The 19,425-nt window shown below is 72.2% G+C and carries 12 protein-coding genes; 11 read left to right on the top strand and 1 reads right to left on the bottom strand.

Going from position 1 to position 19,425, the window contains the following annotated elements:
* Window positions 1-55: 55 nt before the first annotated feature.
* Window positions 56-2,167 carry a PhoX family phosphatase gene (locus AB0E94_RS38990; RefSeq protein ID WP_360336944.1) on the bottom strand — a complete coding sequence of 704 codons (2,112 nt, stop codon included), beginning with the start codon at window positions 2,165-2,167 and terminating at the stop codon, window positions 56-58.
* A gap of 166 nt (window positions 2,168-2,333) precedes the next feature.
* On the opposite strand from AB0E94_RS38990, the gene AB0E94_RS38985 reads away from it, so the two are divergent.
* The 11 genes from AB0E94_RS38985 to AB0E94_RS38935 all read left to right on the top strand — a co-directional run bounded on the left by AB0E94_RS38985 (window position 2,334) and on the right by AB0E94_RS38935 (window position 19,288).
* Window positions 2,334-3,722 (top strand): cytochrome P450, encoded by a 1,389-nt coding sequence (locus AB0E94_RS38985; protein ID WP_360336942.1) that lies wholly within the window; start codon window positions 2,334-2,336, stop codon window positions 3,720-3,722.
* A 152-nt stretch (window positions 3,723-3,874) separates the two neighbouring features.
* On the top strand, window positions 3,875-4,534 hold the full coding sequence (locus AB0E94_RS38980; RefSeq protein ID WP_360336940.1) for a hemerythrin domain-containing protein: 660 nt from the start codon (window positions 3,875-3,877) through the stop codon (window positions 4,532-4,534).
* Entirely contained in the window at window positions 4,531-5,271 is a 741-nt protein-coding gene (locus AB0E94_RS38975; RefSeq protein WP_360336938.1) for an AfsR/SARP family transcriptional regulator, read from the top strand. The genes AB0E94_RS38980 and AB0E94_RS38975 overlap by 4 nt, the downstream gene beginning before the upstream one ends.
* A 394-nt stretch (window positions 5,272-5,665) precedes the next feature.
* Window positions 5,666-7,465, top strand: coding sequence for a BTAD domain-containing putative transcriptional regulator (locus AB0E94_RS38970; protein WP_360336936.1), 1,800 nt, complete (start codon window positions 5,666-5,668; stop codon window positions 7,463-7,465).
* Window positions 7,462-10,212: a BTAD domain-containing putative transcriptional regulator gene (locus AB0E94_RS38965; protein WP_360336934.1), complete on the top strand. Its 2,751-nt coding sequence runs from the start codon at window positions 7,462-7,464 to the stop codon at window positions 10,210-10,212. The genes AB0E94_RS38970 and AB0E94_RS38965 overlap by 4 nt, the downstream gene beginning before the upstream one ends.
* A gap of 149 nt (window positions 10,213-10,361) precedes the next feature.
* A complete protein-coding gene (locus tag AB0E94_RS38960; protein WP_360336932.1) occupies window positions 10,362-12,845 on the top strand; it encodes an alpha-L-arabinofuranosidase C-terminal domain-containing protein in 2,484 nt (827 codons plus the stop codon).
* An 11-nt stretch (window positions 12,846-12,856) separates the two neighbouring features.
* Window positions 12,857-14,251: a glycoside hydrolase family 43 protein gene (locus AB0E94_RS38955; protein WP_360336930.1), complete on the top strand. Its 1,395-nt coding sequence runs from the start codon at window positions 12,857-12,859 to the stop codon at window positions 14,249-14,251.
* 110 nt (window positions 14,252-14,361) lie between these two features.
* Window positions 14,362-14,799, top strand: coding sequence for an Rrf2 family transcriptional regulator (locus AB0E94_RS38950; protein ID WP_360336928.1), 438 nt, complete (start codon window positions 14,362-14,364; stop codon window positions 14,797-14,799).
* Window positions 14,800-14,878: 79 nt separating this feature from the next.
* Complete coding sequence (locus tag AB0E94_RS38945) at window positions 14,879-16,093, top strand: globin domain-containing protein (RefSeq protein WP_360336926.1); 1,215 nt, start codon at window positions 14,879-14,881, stop codon at window positions 16,091-16,093.
* Between the two features lie 88 nt (window positions 16,094-16,181).
* Window positions 16,182-17,606, top strand: coding sequence for a PAS domain-containing protein (locus AB0E94_RS38940; protein WP_360336924.1), 1,425 nt, complete (start codon window positions 16,182-16,184; stop codon window positions 17,604-17,606).
* Window positions 17,603-19,288, top strand: coding sequence for a bifunctional diguanylate cyclase/phosphodiesterase (locus tag AB0E94_RS38935; protein ID WP_360336922.1), 1,686 nt, complete (start codon window positions 17,603-17,605; stop codon window positions 19,286-19,288). Before AB0E94_RS38940 ends, AB0E94_RS38935 begins: the two co-directional genes overlap by 4 nt.
* Window positions 19,289-19,425 lie beyond the last annotated feature (137 nt).

Here is a 19,425-nt window from a genome sequence, read left to right as displayed (position 1 = left end):
CCCGCCGGGCGAACCGGGAGCGGCCCCGGATCGGGCCGCTCCCGGGCGTGTCCGGTCAGCTGCCGATCGGGCCGCCGTCCTTGCGCCACGTGACGACGACGCCGGGCTTGGCGAAGCCGCCGTCGGGCCAGACCGAGGCCGGCTTGTCGACCGAGGCGCCGGTGATCTCGCCGGGGTGCTGGACCGCGACGAAGACCGACTTGTCGTCCTCGGTGATGAACGGGCCGCAGGTCTCGGCGCCCTTGGGCACGGTCAGGAACTGGCGCAGGTGGCCGCGCTCCTTACCCTCGATCGGCGTCGCGAACAGGCCGTCGTTGCTGCCCAGCGCGTTGCCGTCGGTGGAGATCCACAGGTTGCCGGCGCTGTCGAAGGCGACGTTGTCCGGGCAGGAGATCGGCGAGACCGCGGTCTTGTCGTAGCCGCCGAAGTAGGTGTCGGCGGCGGCCGGGTCACCGCAGACGATCGGGAGCTGCCAGGTGAAGGTGAGCCCGGTGTGGTCGCCGCGGTCCTCGGTGATCTCGAAGATGTGGCCGTGCTTGTTGGCGTTGCGCGGGTTGGCCTCGTCCGGCTTGGCGTTGGTGCCGACACCACGGTTGGTGTTGTTGGTCATCGCCGCGTAGATCTTGCCGGTGCGCAGGCTCGGCTGGACGTCCTCGGGACGGTCCATCTTGGTGGCGCCGACCGCGTCACCGGCGAGCCGGGTGAAGGTGAGCACGTCGACCGCCGTCATGCCGGGCACGAACGAGGTGTTGCCGGAGACCAGCTTGATCCACTGGCCCTTGCCGTCGAACCTGCCGTCGGCGGGCAGCTTGCCGGTGCCGTCGATCTCGGCCGGGTCGCTGTCGCCGGTGACCTTGGCGACGTAGAGGGTGCCCGACTCCAGCAGGGTCAGGTTGTGCTTGCGGGCCCACGGCGCGTCGCTGTCGATGTACTTCTTGTCCGACACGAACTTGTACAGGTAGTCGAAGCGCTCGTCGTCGCCCATGTACGCGACGACCTTGCCGTTCTTGGCGACGATGACGTTGGCGCCCTCGTGCTTGAACCGGCCCATCGCGGTGTGCTTGCGCGGGCGGCCCTCCGGGTCGAACGGGTCGACCTCGACGATCCAGCCGAACCGGTTGGCCTCGTTCGGGTTCTTGGCCAGGTCGAAGCGTTCCTGGGCCCGGTCCCACTTGCGGCTGTCGCTGGGGTAGCGGGCCGTGGTGGAGATGCCGTAGCGGTTCAGCTTCGGCTTGACGTCGGCCGCGACGGCGTCACCACCGACGAAGTACTGGTTGAAGTTCTCCTCGCCGGAGAGCACGGTGCCCCACGGGGTGACGCCACCGGCGCAGTTGTTCAGCGTGCCGATGACGATCTTGCCGGACGGGTCGGCGGCGGTCTGCACGACGGCCGAGCCGGCGACCGGGCCGGTCAGCTTGAACTCGGTCGCCAGCGCCGTGATCCGGCGGTTGTAGCGCAGCTTGCGGCTCTTGACCGGCTTCCATTCACCGGTACGCCCGACGCGCTCGATCTCGACCACGGAGAGGCCGTGCGCCGCGATCGCGATCTTCAACTGCTCGACGCTGAGGGCGTCGAGGGTGGTGAACCCACGGAACATCAGGTTCTCGTTGGTGTACTCGTGGTTGACCACGAGCAGGGCCCGGTCGCCGCCGCAGCCGGGGATCGGGATGACCCCGACGAAGTCGTTGTTGTACCCGAACTGCTTGGCCTGGGCCGCCGCGGTCTGGTTGTCGATGTCGAACGCGGGCGCGCCGGGCACCACCGGGTCGCCCCAGCGGATCACCACGGACGAGCGGTACCCGGCCGGGATGGTGACCTGGTCCAGGGTGTTCGGGGCGACCGTGTCGAAGGTGAGCTTGCCGGCCTTGTGGTGGTGGCGCGAGCCGTGCTCCAGGGCGCCGCCGAGAGCCGGGGCGGCCATCGCGGGCGAGGCGGCGGCGAGCGCCGAGCCGCCGAAACCGAGCACCATGGCGCCCACGGCGCCGGCCCGGACCACACCGCGGCGGGTCATCTCGGCGTTGACGACGTCACCCAGGTACGGGTTGCCCGACTCGTTCGGGGCGGGGTGGTCACAGGCGTTGCCACAGCGGTACAGACAGGTCATCGCGTCGCGGCTACCGCCACTGTGTCCCAGCAGCGGCAGCAGTCGGCGGTTGAAGTCCGGCATCGGTTCGTTCTCCTCGGTCTCTCGTCACCTTGCGATGACGGGCTGAGCGGACGCTAAAAAGCCCAGGTGTACGGCGACCACCCAGCCCGGGTGGAGCGGAGGTGAACGAGGCGTGAACCTCCGTCCTGTTTATCGGGCGTCCACTCGCGAATCGGACGATGCGCCGGTGACCAGCCCTGCCGTGACTGTCCGTGGCCTGCCCGGCCCGCCGCCGCTGCCCGCCCTCGGCAACCTGCCGGACCTGCTCCGCGACGGCCGCCCGCACCGCAGGCTGGAGGACTGGTGCGACAGGTACGGCCTCACGTACCAGATCACCACTCCGGCCGGTCCCGCCGTGGTGACGGCGGACCCGCTGCTGGTGGACCACATCATGCGTGAACGCCCCCGCCTGTTCCGGCGTGACCAGCAGATCACCCGGATCATCGAGGAGGTGGGCGTGCACGGCGTGTTCACCGCCGAGGGCGACAGGTGGCGGCGGGCGCGGCGGATAACCAGCCAGGGCCTGAACCCGGCGCACCTGGCCGGCTACTTCCCGGCGCTGGTCACCGGGGCGCAGCGGCTGGCCCGCCGGTGGGCGCCCGGCGGCAGCGTGGCCGTCCTGCCGGACCTGCGGCGCTACACCCTGGACGTGACGTTCGCGCTGGCCACCGGCCACGACCTGAACTCCCTCGAACAGCCGAAGGGCCGGCTCGCCACCCTGCTGCCGATGCTGCTGCCGGCGATCAACAGGCGGATGAGCGTGCCGGTGCCGTACTGGCGGTGGGTGCGGCTGCCCGCCGACCGCCGGCTCGCCACGATGCTGAGCGAATTGGACAGCCTGATCCGGATACGCACGGTATCGGCGCGGGAGCGGGTGGCCGCCGGAGCGACGCCGGCGACCGTGCTGGAGTCACTGGTCGCGACACCCGACGGCGAGGAGCCGTTCACCCAGGCGGAGCTGTTCGGCAACGTGCTGACCATGTTGCTGGCCGGTGAGGACACCACGGCGTCCGCGGTCGCCTGGGCGCTGCATCATCTGGCGGCCGATCTCCCGGCGCAGCGACGGGTCCGGGCCGAAGCGGTGGTCGCCCTCGGCGACGGTTCGCCGATCAGAGCCGCTGAGGTACGGGGACTCGCGCTCGCCGGAGCAGCCGTACGGGAGGCCCTGCGGCTGCACCCGGTCGCGTCGCTGACCGTGGTGGAGGCGGCCGAGGAGACCGAGCTGCCCGGCGGCGACGGACCGCCGTTGCGGGTCGGGCCGGGCACCCCGATCTGGACGCTGATGACCTACGGCTCGCGGCGGGACTCCCGGCGGTTCCCCGATCCGGGCCGCTTCCGGCCGGACCGCTGGCTCGACCCGGTCACCGTGCGGCAGGGTGATCTTCGGCACCTGCCGTTCGGCGCCGGCCCGCGTGCCTGCCCCGGCCGTGGCCTGGCCATGCTGGAGGCGACGCTGCTGGTCGCCCTGATCGTGCGGGACTTCGACCTGGCCCCGGACCCGGCGAGCCGGCCCCGCGAGCGGGTGGCGTTCACCGTCTCTCCGGCCGGGCTGCGGGTGCGCCTGACCCGTCGCTGAACCGGTTTTGCAAGTGGCCGTCAAGTGGCCCCGGTGAGACTGGCCGCGACACGAACCCCCGGCCGGTCGTGGCCGCTGTCCTGACCCCCCGTTCGGGGCAGCGGTCACGACCGGCCGGGGTTCTCCGCGACGATCCACCGAGGAGTTCTGCCGTGCCCGTCACGACCACGCCGTACACCCAGGAGATGGTTCTGATCCATCGGGTGTTCCGTCGCGAGGCCGCCCAGCTGCTGCGCTTCGTCAGCGCCACCGCGACCGGGGACGTCGGCCGCGCCCGTCAGCTGGGCCAGTGGACCCGCGAGTACATCGGCGGCCTGCACCACCACCACGCCACCGAGGACGCCCTGATCTGGCCGCTGCTGCACGAGCGGGTGATGCTGCACCACGAGCTCGTCGACCGGATGGAGATGCAGCACCACGCGCTCGACGCCACTCTGAACGAGATCACCGAGCGGCTCGCGGCCTGGGAGCAGTCGGCCGGCGAGACCGAGCGCGAGCTGCTGGCCGCGAGCGTCGCCGACCACCAGCGGGTCCTGCTGGAGCACCTCCACGACGAGGAGGAGCTGGTGATGCCGCTGGTCGAGGAGTACCTGGAGCCGGACGAGTGGGAGAAGGTCGGCAAAGCCGGCCTGGAGAACCTGCCGAAGGAGAAGGTGTTCCTGGCGCTCGGGGCGATCCTGGAGGAGGCCACCGACGAGGAGCGGGCGTTCTTCATGGCCAAGGTGCCGGCCGCCGGGCGGGTGCTGTGGAAGCTGGTCGGGCAGCGGCAGTACCGCCGCCAGATGGCCGCCCTGCGCGGCGGCCTCCAGTGATCTCGTTCTCCCTGCTGGGCCCGGTCCGGGCCTGGCGGGACGGGGCCGAGCTGCTGCTCGGCTCACCGCAGCAGCGCACCACGCTGGCCGTGCTGCTGCTCCGCGAGGGCCTGCTGACCACGATGGACGAGCTGGTCGACGCGATCTGGCCGGAGGACCCACCGGTCGCCGCGGTGGCCACGGTCCGCACCTACCTGTCCCGGCTGCGCCGCCTCTTCCCGGTCGCCTCCGGGGTGCGCATCGACTGGATCGGCGGCGGCTACGTGCTGACCGCCCCGGCCGGCTCGCTGGACGTCGACGTGTTCCGGCAGCACACCACCCGCGCCGCCGGGGCGATGGCCGCCGGCGACCTGCGGGCGGCGATCACGCACCTGCGGGCCGCGGTCGCCCTGCACCGGGGCACGCCGCTGGCCGGCGCCGCGGGCGGCTACGTGGAGGGGCAGCGGGCCCGGCTCACCGAACTGTGCCGGGGCGCGGCCCTCGACCTGGTGGCGCTGACCGTGGAGACCGGCGGTCACGCCGAGGCGATCGCCGACCTGCGGGCCATGGTCGCCGAGGACCCGCTGCGCGAACGCTGCCACGCCCTGCTGATGACCGCCCTCTACCGGGGCGGGCGGCAGGCCGACGCGCTGGCCCACTACCGCCTGGTCCGCCGGACCCTCGCCGACGAGCTGGGCGTGGAGCCGACCCCCGAACTACAGGCCCTGCACCAGCGCATCCTTCAGGGCGTCGGCTGACGTCAGGGCGGCGGGCGGCCGGGTTCCCCACGAACCCGGCCGCCCGTTTCGGGCCCGCTGGATTCCCCACGAATCCGGGCGGGCGTCAGTGCCCGGCCATCCCGCTCAGCCGGCCGGGCCCATGTTCAGGTCGACGCTGCGTGACTCCTGATTCCCCCGGCCGGTGGCTGTCGGGGCCCGCCCGGCCGGTGTACGACGGACCCGCCCTCCATTGCCGTACCGGACCGTCGACATGCGATTGACAACGGCATAACCCCGGGACGGGGAAGGTGTCGCGTTCCCGACGCTGTCTGTTCCAGAAACGAGAACGACTCCGAAGTACGCCTAAGATCTCCCGACGAACCAGCCCGCGGTCACTCTGCGTCAGGTTCGGCGAGGCGGCGGAGGAGGGCGGATGCAGACCGGGATACGTGTGCTCGGCCCGCTCGAGGTGCTGGTGGGCGGGCGTCCGGTCGCGCTCGGCGGCCGTCGGCAGCAGGCGGTGCTGGCCATGCTGGTGGCGGCCCGGGGCCGGGTGGTGCCGGTGGACCGGCTCGTGGCACAGGTGTGGGCCGGTGATCCGCCTCCGCAGCCGCTGGCGTCGCTCCAGGCGTACATCTCGAGGTTGCGCCGCGCCCTGGAACCGGATCGCGCGCCGCGGACGCCGGCCCGGATCCTGGTCAGCGATGGTCATGGCTATGCGCTGCGGCTGCCTGAGGACGCGGTGGACGCCTGGGGTTTCGCCCGGGACGTGGACGCCGTGCCGGAGGCGCCGGAGGACGCCGAGGAGGCGGCCGGTCTGCTGCGGGCGGCGCTGGCCCGCTGGCGGGGCACGCCGTTCGCGCAGTTCGCCGGCGAGCCGTGGGCGCGGGCCGAGATCACCCGGCTCACCGGGGTGCACCGGCTGGCCCGCGAGCGTGCGGTGGTGGCGAAGCTGCGGCTCGGGCATGCCGGCGACGCGGTGCTGGCCGCGCAGGAGCTGGCCGAGCCGGAGCCGCTGCGGGGCCGGTCCTGGTGGCTGTACGCGCTGGCGCTGTGGGCCGCGCACCGGTCGGCCGAGGCCCTGGACGCGCTGCGCCGGCACCGGCGGCTGCTCACTGCCGAGCTCGGCCTCTCCCCCGATCCGTCGATCGGCGAGCTGGAGCGGGCGATCCTCGAGCAGCGGCAGTCGGTGCTGCACGAGATGATCGGCGCGGCGCCCGCCGACCGGACGGTGCTGCCCGCCCAGCTGCCGCGGGCGCTGCCCGGGTTCGCGGGGCGCGCGGCGGAGCTGGCCGAGCTGAGCCGGCACACCGACGGCCTGCTGGTGATCACCGGCATCGGCGGGGCCGGCAAGACCGCTCTGGCCGTCCGCTGGGCGCATCAGGTCGCCGGTTGTTATCCGGACGGGCGGCTCTACGCCGACCTGCGCGGGTACGGCCCGGAGGGCTCCCCGGTGACGCCGAGTGCGGTGCTGGGCGGGTTTCTGATCGCGCTCGGGGTGCCGGACCAGCGGATCCCGACCGGCGAGGCGGAGCGGACCGCGCTGCTGCGCAGTGTGCTGGCCGGCCGGCGGGTGCTGCTGGTGCTGGACAACGCGCACGACGCCGAGCAGGTCCGCCCGCTGCTGCCCGGCTCGGGTGCCTGCACGGTCGTGGTGACCAGCCGGAACCGGATGAGCGGGCTGGTCGTGTCGGACGGCGCACGGATCGTGCCGCTGGACGTGTTCGACGACGGCGAGTCCCGTGCCTACCTGCGGGACCGGCTCGGCGCCGGCCTGGTGGACGGCGACCCGGCGGCGCGGGACACGATCGTGGCGCGGTGTGGCGGGCTGCCGCTGGCGCTGGCCGTGGTCTGCGCACGGGCCGGCGGGTTCCCGCTGGCCGCGGTGGCCGCCGATCTGGAGCACGGCGCCCTGCCCGATCTGTGGACGGTGTTCTCCTGGTCGTACCGTCAACTGCCGGCCGAGGCGGCTGAGCTGTTCCGGCGGCTCGCGCTGCACCCCGGGCCGGAGGTGACGCTGGCGGCGGCGGTCGGCGTCTCCGGCGCGGGCCGGCCGGCCACCCGGGCGCTGCTGCGCCGGCTGACCGACGCGCACCTGCTCGACGAGCGACGGCCGGGCCGGTTCGTCTACCACGATCTGCTGCGCACGTACGCCGAGCGGGCGGCCCTGCGGGAGGACACCGCCGAGGTACGTGACGACGTGCTCGGCCGGCTGCGCGCGGTCCGGTCGTGATCGAGGTGCGGGTGCTCGGCCCGTTCCAGGTGCTGGTCGGCGGTGAGCCGGTGGCGCTGGGCGGGCCACGGCCGCGGGCGGTGCTGGCGATGCTGGTGGCGGCGCACGGCCGGACCGTCCCGGTGGACCGGATCGTCGACGAGCTCTGGGGCGAGCACCCGCCCTCGACCGCGGTCGCGACGCTTCAGGCGTACATCTCGAGGTTGCGCAGGCTGCTGGAACCGCGGCGCGCGCCGCGGGCCGCGACCACCGTCCTGGTCAGCGATCCGGTGGGGTATGCGCTGACGCTGCCCGCGGAGGCCGTCGACGCGTGGCGCCTGGAACGTGAGGTGCACAGTGTCCAGCGGGCCCGCGGGCTGAACGCGGAGCAGGCGCTGGCGATCCTGCGGACCGCCCTGGACCGGTGGGGTGAGCCGTATCCGGAGTTCGCGGCGGCGCCGTGGGCGCAGGCGGAGATCACCCGGCTGCGGGAGGTGCGCCTGGTCGGCCGGGAACGGTCGATCGCGTGCCTGCTCAAGATGGGCCGGGCCGAGGACGCGGTCGCCGCCGCCGGGGAGCTGGCCGGGGAGCACCCGCTGCGGGCGCTGTCCTGGTGGCTGCACGCGCTGGGGCTGTGGGCGGCCGGCCGGGACGCCGACGCGCTGGCGGTGCTGGACCGGCATCGGACGCGGCTCGCCGAGGAGCTGGGCCTCGACCCGGAACCGAACCTGGCCGAGCTGGAGCAGGCGATCCGCCAGGATCGTGCCGAGGTACGGGAGCGGCTGCTCGACTTCGGGGCGGAGTACTCCGAGGAGTTCAACGTGCGGCCGGCGCAGCTGCCGCGGACGGCGGCCACGTTCGCGGCGCGGGAGGCCGAGCTGGCCGGGCTGGCCGGGGCGGACGCCGCCGTCACGGTGATCACCGGGCCGGGCGGGGTCGGCAAGACGACGCTCGCGGTCCGGTGGGCGCACCTGGCCGCCGGGCGGCACCCGGACGGTCAGCTCTACGCCGACCTGCGCGGGTTCGGGCCGGAGGAGACCCCCGCCGACCCGGGTGACGTGCTGGCCGCGTTCCTGGTCGCGCTGGGGGTGGCCGACCAGCGGATCCCGCCCGGCACGGCGGAGCGGTCGGCGCTGTTCCGCGGGCTGCTGGACGGCCGGCGGATGCTGCTGGTGCTGGACAACGCGCACGACGCCGGCCAGGTGCGGCCGCTGCTGCCCGGCGGTCCGGGCTGCACGGTCGTGGTGACCAGCCGGGACCGGCTGACCGGGCTCGGCGCGCGGACGTGTGAGCTGGACGTGTTCGACGCCGGGGAGGCGGCCGCCTATCTGCGGGAACGGCTCGGCGCGGCCCTGGTGGACGCGGCGCCGGAGGCCCGGGACGCGGTGATCGCCAGGTGCGGCGGGCTGCCGCTGGCGCTGGCCGTGGTGTGCGCGCGGGCGGCCGGGTTCCCGCTGCCGGTGGTGGCCGAGGAACTGGCCGAGGAGGAGGGGCTGGACGCGTTCGCCGGGCCCGGCTACGACCTGCGGGCGGTGTTCTCCTGGTCGTACCGGCGGCTGCCGGAAGACGCGGCGACCCTGTTCCGGCAGCTGGCCCTGCACCCCGGCCCGGACCTGTCGCTGGGCGCCGCGGTGAGCGCCGGCGGGCGCGGGCGGGCCGAGACCCGGGCGCTGCTGGGGCGGCTGGCCGACGCGCACCTGCTCGTCGAACGGCGGCCGGGGCGGTACTCGTACCACGATCTGATCCGCAGTTATGCCGCCGGTCTGTCCCGGGTGGACCGGGCGGACGTGCTGCGCCGGCTGGTCGAGCATCACCTGCACTCGGCGAACGCGGCCGTGCACCGGTACTGCCCGTACAAGCGCCCCGACCGGGTGGGCCCGGCGCCGGCGGATGTGTCACCGGAGCGGTTCGCGTCCGAGCGGAGGGCACTGGCCTGGCTGCACGCCGAGTACGACAACGTGATGGCGCTGGCCGGCCTCTGCGACGAGCCGTGGGGGCGCCGGTATCTGGGGCCGCTGGCCTGGGCTCTCGCGCCGTACCAGCAGGACACCCGGTTCACCGTGCAGGACTCGTTCGAGTTGTGCTCGCGGGCGCTGACGGTGACCGGGGACCTGTGGTGGTCCGGGTTCCTCAACTACATGATCGGGCGCGGGCATCTGCGGCTGGAGCAGCTGGAACAGGCCCGGCCGTATCTGGAGCGGACGATCGAGGTGGGCCGGGCCATCGACGACCCGGTGCGGCTCGGCAACGGGCTGGCCGGCATGGCGGTCGTGCTGATGGGCAACAACAACACGCCGACCCGGGAGCAGACGGTCGCGGCCTACCCGTACCTCCGGGAGGCGATGCGGGTGCATCAGCGGCACGAGTTCGGCGAGCAGGACAGGGCGCGGGTGCTGACTCCGCTCGCCTGGTGCCACTTCTACCGGCCGGGCGGCGAGGCCGGGGCGTTGCGGCTGCTCGGCGAGGCGCTGGCGATCCACCGGAGGTGGGGTCACCTCGAGAACGCCGCGGATGTGCTGCTGAACATCGGCCGGTTGCGGACCGCCGCGGGCGACCCGGCCGCGGCGGTCGCGGCGTTCCGGGAGGCGGTCGAGTTGTTGTCCGGCATGCCGGAACTACAGATCGAGGCGATGATAGGCCTCTATGCGGCGTTACGGGACTCCGGCGCCGCGGCGGAGGCCGAGCGGGTGGGCGCCGAGGCGCGGGCGCTGACCGGGAAAGCCCGCTACTACGACGTAGAACGTGTGCGCGCGGTTCTCGCTGGTTAACGTTAACAAATTGGCACTCCTGGGCTTTCAGCGCTGCAAACATCGAGCCGGAACTCTTGACAGGGGTGTCGATGTTTGCGTACACATTGCTGAGCTAGTCCACCGGAAACACTTCTGAAACCGTTGCGATCCGCACCGGAGGACCCCTCATGCGCAAAATCCCCTACCGTCTCGCGGGCGCGGCCGCTGTTCTGGTCTCGCTCCCGCTCGCGGTCGCCCCGCCGGTCGCCGCGCACGCGGTCGAGCCGGACTACACGATCACGGTCGACCCGTCGTCGACCGGCGCCGCCATCCCCGAGTCCATGTACGGCGTCTTCTTCGAGGACATCAACTACGCGGCCGACGGCGGGCTCTACGCCGAACTGGTCCGCAACCGCTCGTTCGAGTTCAACGCCACCGACGCGTCCGGCTACAACGGACTGACCGGGTGGACGGTCAGCGGCTCGGCCGTGGTGACCAACAACGACCAGCGGCTCAACGACCGCAACCGCAACTACCTCTCGGTCACCGGCGCGGCGAGCCTGACCAACTCGGGTTACAACACCGGGCTCGCCGTCCAGAAATCCGGCAAGTACGACTTCTCGGTCTGGGCTCGGGGCTCAGCATCGATCGAGGTCGCGGTCACCACGGCAGACGGCACCGCGCTCTCGGCCCCGGTCACCATCGCGGTCGCAGGCGACACCTGGACGAAATACACCGGGGTGCTGCGGGCCACCGCGACCAGCGACGTCGCCCGGCTGAACGTCAAGACCTCCGGCGATGTGCGCCTGGACGAGGTCTCGCTGTTCCCGCGCGACACCTACAAGGGACGCGCCAACGGCCTGCGCAAGGATCTCGCCGAGAAGGTCGAGGACCTCAAGCCCGGCTTCGTCCGCTTCCCCGGCGGCTGCCTGGTCAACACCGGCAGCATGTACGGCTACGACGCCGCGAGCAACTACCCGCGCGCCCGGTCCTACCAGTGGAAGGACACCGTCGGCCCGGTCGAGACGCGCGCCACCAACAAGAACTTCTGGGGCTACAACCAGACCTACGGCCTCGGCTACTACGAGTACTTCCAGTTCTCCGAGGACATCGGCGCCATGCCGCTGCCCGTGCTGCCGGCCCTGGTGACCGGTTGCGGCCAGAACCGGGCCACCGTGGACGAGGCGCTGCTGCAGCGGCACATCCAGGACGCGCTCGACCTCATCGAGTACGCCAACGGGCCGGTCACCAGCACCTGGGGCAAGCTGCGGGCCGACTCCGGGCACCCGAAGCCGTTCGGCCTGACCACCGTCGCGGTCGGCAACGAGGAGAACCTGCCCAACGAGTACTGGGCGAACTTCCTCAAATTCGAGTCGGCGATCAAGGCGAAGTACCCGGACATCACCGTGGTCAGCAACTCCGGCCCGGACGACCAGGGCAGCACCTTCGAGAACCTGTGGGCCAAGAACCGGGCGCACGGCTCGGACATGGTGGACGAGCACTACTACAACAGCCCGGCCTGGTTCCTGCAGAACAACAAGCGCTATGACTCGTACGACCGGAACGGCCCCAAGGTCTTCCTCGGCGAGTACGCGTCGCTGGACAACAAGCTGTACAACTCCCTCGCCGAGGCCGCCTACATGACCGGCCTGGAGCGCAACGCCGACGTGGTGAAGATGGCGTCCTACGCGCCGCTGCTCGCCAACATCGACAACGTGCAGTGGAAGCCGGACATGATCTGGTTCGACAACGACGAGTCGTGGGGCTCCACCAGCTACCAGGTGCAGAAGCTGTTCATGAACAACGTCGGCGACCGGGTCCTGCCCTCGTCGGCCACCGGCAACGTGCTCCAGCCCAAGCCGATCACCGGCGCGGTCGGGCTCTCCACCTGGCGTACCGCCGCGGTCTACGACGACGTCAAGGTCACCCGGCCGGACGGCACCGTGCTCTACAGCGACGACTTCAACGACGGCAACGCCGACGGCTGGACCTCGGTGACCAACCGTGGCAACTGGGCGGTGACCAACGGCGCCTACACCCAGACGACCACGGACACCGAGGACACCATGGTCAAGGCGGCCACCATCAGCGAGACCGATTACGACTACACGCTGAAGGCCACCAAGACGGCCGGCGCCGAGGGCTTCCTGGTCGCCTTCGGCATCCAGCAGACCGGCCAGTTCTACTGGTGGAACCTGGGCGGCTGGAACAACACGCAGGGCGCCATCGAGAAGGGGATCACGTCCGCCAAGGAGCAGATCCTCACCAAACCCAACACCGTCACGACCGGAAAGACCTACGACCTCAAGATTCAGGTACGGGGTACGAAGGTCACCCTGATCCTGGACGGCGTGGAGTGGGGCTCGTTCGACGACAACGCGGTCACCGAGCCGTTCGCACAGGTCGTCACCGAGGACACCGAGCGTGGCGAGATCATCGTCAAGGTGGTCAACGCGCAGGACACCCCGGCGGTCACGAAGATCGACCTGGGTGGGCGCAAGGTGGCGCGTACCGCGAAGCAGACCGTGATCACCGGTGACCCGGGCGAGCTGAACACCCGCTCGGCCGAGCCGATCCTGCCGGTCACCTCGACCGTGCACGGCATCTCGCCGGTCTTCACCCGGGAGTTCCCGGCCAACTCGGTCACCTTCCTGCGCATCCGGACCCGATGAGGAGCCCGCTCATGAACCGACGAACCCTTCTCGCGGGCGGCGCCGTGGGCGCCATGGCCGTCGTCCTGCCCGTGGGCGCCGAGGGCGCCCCGCAGTCGGCCGCCCTGCCCGGTGATGCTGAGATCTACGGTGTGCCGACCGTCGACCCCCTGATCAGCCAGCGGGCCGACCCCTGGATCACCAAGCCGGTCGACGGCACCTACTACTTCACCGGCTCGGTGCCCGAGTACGACCGCCTGGTCGTGCGCGGCGCCCCGACCATCGAGGGCCTGGCCACCGCCGAGGAGACGGTCATCTGGCGCCGTCCGGCCAGCGGGAAGATGGGCGGCCACATCTGGGCGCCGGAGCTGCACCGGATCGGCGGGAAGTGGTACATCTACTTCGCCGCCGGCGACGCCGGTGAGGTCTTCCGGATCCGCACCTACGTGATGGAGTCGGCGCTCGACGACCCGCGCGACCCGGCCGGCTGGGTGCTGAAGGGCCAGCTCGCCACCGAGTGGGACGGTTTCACGCTCGACGCCACCAGCTTCACCCACCGCGGGAGGCAGTACCTGGTGTGGGCGCAGAGCGAGCCGGAGATCGCCGTCAACACCAGCCTCTACATCGCCGAGATGGCGAACCCGTGGACGCTGAAGAGCAAGCCCACCCGGATCGCCACACCCACCCGGAGCTGGGAGATCATCGGCTACCGGGTGAACGAGGGCCCGGCCGTCCTGATCCGTAACGGAAGGGTGTTCATCACCTTCTCGGCCAGCGCCACCGACTCCAACTACTGCATGGGCCTGCTGACCGCGCCGGCGAACGCGGATCTGCTGGAACGCTCCAGCTGGACGAAGAGCCCGGACCCGATCTTCACCACCAACGACGCGACCGCCCGTTTCGGGCCGGGGCACAACTCGTTCACGGTGGCCCCGGACGGCACCGACGTGCTGGTCTACCACGCCCGGGACTACAAGCAGATCACCGGCGACCCGCTGTACGACCCCAACCGTCACACCCGCGTGCAGAAGCTGTACTGGCACGAGGACGGGACGCCGCTGTTCGGCATCCCGGTCGGCTCGGGCGGGCCGATCGTGCGCCTGTCCCCGTCGGACCGGCCGCGCTCGTTCGTCAAGCACGTGGGTGACGCGGTCCAGGTCGACCACGCGCCGCGGGAGCTGGAGATGACCCAGTTCCGGTTCGTGGCGGCGGCCGACGGCACGGAGACCGTCCAATCGGTCGACCAGCCCACGAAGTCGCTGGTGGTCAGCGGCACGACGGTGACCCTCGGGACGGCCGGCACACCGGTGACCCGGATCGCGGTCCGGGGCGGCGTGACCATCCGGGTCGCGCCGGGCCGGTTCCTCCAGCACCGCAACGGCTCGCTGATCGTCGCCGACCGGGCGACGGTGTTCAAGCTCAGCTGACCGTTCCCGATCAGACGGGGCACGCCTTCCGGCGTGCCCCGTCTTTTTTGTGGGACTGATCTCCCCTTCAAAAGAGGACTTTGATAGTCCCCTTTCAGTAAGGTCGACTTGTGCGACTGAACCGCTCCACCGACATCGGTCTCCGGATCCTGATGCTCGCCGCCGCCCGCGAGGGTGAGCTGCTCACCATCGACGGGCTGGCCGAGGCGGTGGCGGTCCCCCGCAGCCACCTCGCCAAGGTCGTCCAGCGGCTGCAACACCTGGGCCTGCTGGACACGATGCGCGGCCGTGCCGGCGGCGTCCGGCTCGCGGCCGGCGCGGCGTCGGCGTCCATCGGCGCCATGGTCCGCGACCTGGAGGGTTCGTCTGAGGTCGTCGACTGCGACGGCGAGCCCGGGTGCCCGCTACGTGGCGGCTGCCGGCTGCGCGGGGCGCTGCGCGTCGCACAGGAGGCCTTCTACGCCTCTCTCGACCCGATCACCGTCGACGACCTGGCGGCCCCACCGGTCCGGCAGGTCCTGCTCACTCTCGGCCGCTCGCCCATGTGAGCCGCACGCCCGACCGCTCCTCCCGGCCCCATCAAGCGCCGGGCCGATCAACCCTGTCCCGTTGAAGAGGAGATCCCTCATGCTGTCCGCATCCAGCGCCCCGGTCATCGAGGCCACCCTGCCCGTCGTCGGCGAGCATCTGGAGGAGATCTCCGACGTCTTCTACCGGACGATGATCGGCGAGAACCCGGAACTGCTGGACCTGTTCAGCCGCAGCGCACAGGCCACCGGCGAGCAGCGCAGCGCACTGTCCGGGGCGGTCGCGGCGTACGCCATGCATCTGATCGGCGCGGGCCCGGACGGGCCGGCTTTCGAGCACATCGTCGAGCGGATCGCGCAGCGGCACTGTGCCCTCGGCATCCGCCCCGAGCAGTACACGATGGTCGGCCGCTACCTGCTCGGCGCGGTCGGCACGGTGCTCGGCGACGCCGTCACCGCACCCGTCGCGGCAGCCTGGGACGAGGTGTACTGGCTGTTCGCGGCCCGGCTGATCGGCCGCGAGGCGCGGATCTACGCCGAGGCCGGGGTGGACGGCGCCGACCCGTGGCGGGAGTTCACCGTCGCGCAGCGGATCACCGAGGCCCACGACACGGTGTCGTTCGTGCTGGTCCCGGCGGACGGCGGGGCCGCCCCGGGCTTCCACCCCGGGCAGTATGTGACGGTCGCCGCCGACCTGCCCGGCGCCGGCCGGCAGCTGCGGCAGTACTCGCTGTCCCAGGCGGCGACCGGCGGGACGCTGCGGATCACCGTGCGACGGGTCCGCGGGACCGGCGGGGCGCCGGACGGGGTGGTCTCCGGTTACCTGCACGAGCACGTCACGGCCGGTGACACGCTGCGGATCAGCCGGCCGTACGGCGATCTCACCCTGCGGCCCGGGAACTCGCCGTTGCTGCTGGTCAGCGCCGGGGTGGGGGTCACCCCGATGGCGTCGATCCTGGAGCACGTGGCGCGTACCCAGCCGACCCGGGAGGTGACCGCGGTGCACGCCGACCGCAGCCCCGACCGGCACCCGCTGCGCGCCGACATGAACGCCAACGGTTCCCGGCTGCGCGCCTTCCGCAGCCTGTACTGGTACGAGCAGCCGTCCGGTGAGCCGGACACGTACCCCGGCCTGATCGACACCGACCTGATCCCGGTCCACCCGGACGCCGAGGTCTACCTGTGCGGGCCGGCGCCGTTCATGCAGGCGGTCCGGGCCGGGCTGCACCTGCGCGGCGTCCCCGACGAGCGGATCCGGTACGAGGTGTTCGGCTCCGAGCAGTGGCGGCCCGCTCCCGCCCCGGCCGGGATCTGACCGGCCCGCCCCTCGAGCCGGCCCGTCCCTCAAGTCGGTCGCCGCCGGGACGATAGGGCGGGGCGTGTTCACCGTCGAAGCCCCTCAGATGACCGCCCCGCCGGCGGCCGGCCTCCGGGACCGTGCCGTGGACGCCTCGGCCCTGGCGTACCTCCAGGTCGACCGGACCGGGGTGATCCGCGACTGGAACCCGGCCGCCGAGAAGCTCTTCGGCTGGACCCGCGACGAGATCGTCGGCCGGCGTCTCACCGACACGATCATCCCGCCGGCGCTGCGGTCCGCGCACAGCGCCGGGTTCGCCCGCCGGCTGGTCGGCGGCGACAGCGGCGGCCTGGGCCACCCGATCGAGGTGCCGGCGCTGCACCGCGACGGCGCCGAGCTGCGTATCTCGATGACCGTCGACGCCGCCGAGGACGGTTTCGCCGCCTTCGTCTCGGACCAGACCGACGGGCACCGCGCCCAGCAGGAGCTCCAGCGCAGCAACACGCTGATCAGCGCGATCCTCCAGCACACCACGGCGATGATCTCGGCCAAGGACCTGGACGGCCGCTACCTGTTCGTCAACGGCGAGTACGAGCGGATCTTCCAGGTCACCGCGGCCGACATGGTCGGGCGGGCCGAGGCCGACCTGGTGTCCGCCTCGGTCGCCGCGGTCGGCCGCGCCAACGACGACGAGGTGATCACCTCCGGCACCGCCAAGACGGTGCTGGAGGAGGTCCCGTTCGGTGACGAGATCCGCCAGTACGTGGTCACCCGCGTCCCGCTGACCGACCCGGACGGCTCCGTCTACGGGGTCTGCACGATCGCCATCGACGACACCCAGCGGCGGCGCAGCGCCGACGTGATCGCGGCCGGTGAGCAGCGGTTCTGGACCACCGTCAACAACGCGCCGGGCATGCTCTACCAGTTCCGCGCCGAACCGACCGGCGAGGCGTCGTTCACCTTCGTCTCCGACGGCTGCCGGGAGATCTTCCAGCTCGACCCGGACCAGATCGTCGACTCGGCCGGCCAGGTGCTCGACATGATCGCCGACGAGGACAAGGACGCGTTCGCGGCCAGCGTCGCCGCCTCGGCGCTGACCCTGGAACCGTGGGACTGGCGCGGCAGCGTGATCCGGCCCGACGGGACCCGGCGCTGGCTGTGCGGCATGTCCCGGCCGCACCGCAAGGCCGACGGCGCCGTCGTCTGGGACGGCATGCTGCTCGACCGGACCGCCGAACGCAGCACCGAACTCGACCTGGAAGCCGTCCGCAGCGACCTCGCCGACCTGGTCGACCGGCTCGCCGTGCTCTCCGCCACGGTTCCCGCCGGTCCCGGGCCGGTCGCCGAACTCACCCACCTGGTGACCGAGAAGGATCAGGAGGCGCTGTTCGACATGTGGCGTACCGCGCTGCGCCGGGAACGCGTCGACGGCGTCCTGGCCGGCCACGAGGGCCGGCTGCTGGTCCGGTTGCGCCCGCGCGGCGCCGACGAGATCGGCATCTCCTGCTTCCGGCTGGACGGGGCGGCATGACCGCGCCCAGCGGCCCCTACCTGCCCCGCAAACTCGGGGTCATCGGCATCCCGATGACGCCGCTCCCGGCCGGCACCCCGATCGGCGACATCATCGCCGGGCTCGAAGCCGACCACCTGGTGCCCGGCGTGATCGTCGCCGCCGAGGACGGATACCGGCTGGTCAGCCGGTCGATGGTCGACCGCGCCCGGGCGACCGCGCCGTGCACCGCCGGTGACCTGGCCGGCGGCCACGGACTGGAGTTGCCGGCCGACACCGACATCGAGACCGCGGCCGAGGCCGCCCTGGCCCGGCCCGCCGCCGAACGCGAGGAACCGGTCCTGGTCTCCTGGCCGGACGGCCGGTACGGCATCGCGCCGATCGTCGACCTGCTCGCCGCGATGGCCGGCCGGTTCGCGAAACTGTCCCGCACCGACCCGCTGACCGGCCTGCCGAACCGGGCCACCATCCTGGCCGAGGGGCAGCGCCGCCTCGACGCCGGCGCCCTGGCCGCCGTGATCCACCTGGGGCTGGACCGTTTCCAGGACGCCAACGACGTGCTCGGCCACCACGGCGCCGACACCCTGCTGCACCGGGTCGCGACCGCTCTCGGCGCTGCCCGTGGCGCCGGCAACGTGGCCGCCCGCCTCGACGGCGACCAGTTCGTGGTGCTGCTCTCCGAACTGCCGGCCGGCCAGACCGTGCAGAGCGTCGGCCGCCGCCTGGCCGCCGGCATCCGCGGCCCGCACCCGGTCGACGGCCTGCCGATCAGCGTCGAGGCGAGCATCGGCATCAGCCACGCCGACCACCACGACGTCACGGTCCTGATGCGCCGGGCGGCCGCCGCCATGCGCCGCGCCAAACACGAGCGCACCGGAGTCGTCGAGTGGACCCCGAAACTCGACACCAACCAGCGCGTCGACCTGCGGCAGCTCACCGAGCTGCGGACCGGTCTGCGGGCCGGCCACCTGCGCCTGCACTACCAGCCGCTGCACGACGCCGGCAGCCGGATCATCCACGGCGCCGAGGCGCTGGTCCGCTGGCAGCACCCGCAGCGCGGCCTGCTGCCGCCGGGTGTCTTCCTGCCCGACGCGGAACGCTCCGACGTGATCCTGGAACTCACCGACTGGGTGCTGGCCGAGGCGCTGCGCCAGGCCGCCGCCTGGCACGCGCTGGGCCACCATCTGCCGGTGTCGGTGAACCTGCCGCCGGCCTACCTGGCCCAGGACCGGGCCGTCGACACCATCCTCACCCTGCTCGACCTGGAGCAGGTGCCGGCCACCATGCTCACCGTCGAGATCACCGAGACCGCGGTCCTCACCAACCAGGAACAGGTCGCCGCCCAGCTGGCCCAGCTGCGGGCCCGGGGCATCCGGGTGGCCATCGACGACTTCGGCACCGGCTACACGTCCCTCGGCCTGCTCCCGAAACTCCCGATCGACGAACTGAAGATCGACCGGAGCTTCGTCATCCGCATGCACGACTCCCCCGCCCACGCCACGATCATCGACTCGGTGATCGCCATCGCGAAGGCCCTGGGCCTGACCGTGGTCGCCGAGGGAGTCGAGGACGAGCCCACCGCCCGCGACCTGACCACCGCCGGCGTGGACCTCCTGCAGGGCTTCGGCCTGAACCGCCCCCAGCCCCCCGACGTCATCCCCACCCTCCCCGGCCTGCCCGCCACCCCACTGGTGCCCGCCTGAACAACCAGCGTCGTCCCCGGCCGCGCGGTCCGCTCCCGGACCGCGCGGCCTTCGGCATGTCAGCGGTACGACACCCGCCCATCCTGAACCCGCCCCGCCCCGCCGGGGTGTACCGATGTGGACGCCACTCGCGTCCC

The sequence above is a fragment of the Actinoplanes sp. NPDC026670 genome (genome assembly GCF_040638175.1).
In the GTDB taxonomy this organism is placed as follows: domain Bacteria; phylum Actinomycetota; class Actinomycetes; order Mycobacteriales; family Micromonosporaceae; genus Actinoplanes.
This window is presented reverse-complemented; position numbering and strand designations above follow the sequence as displayed.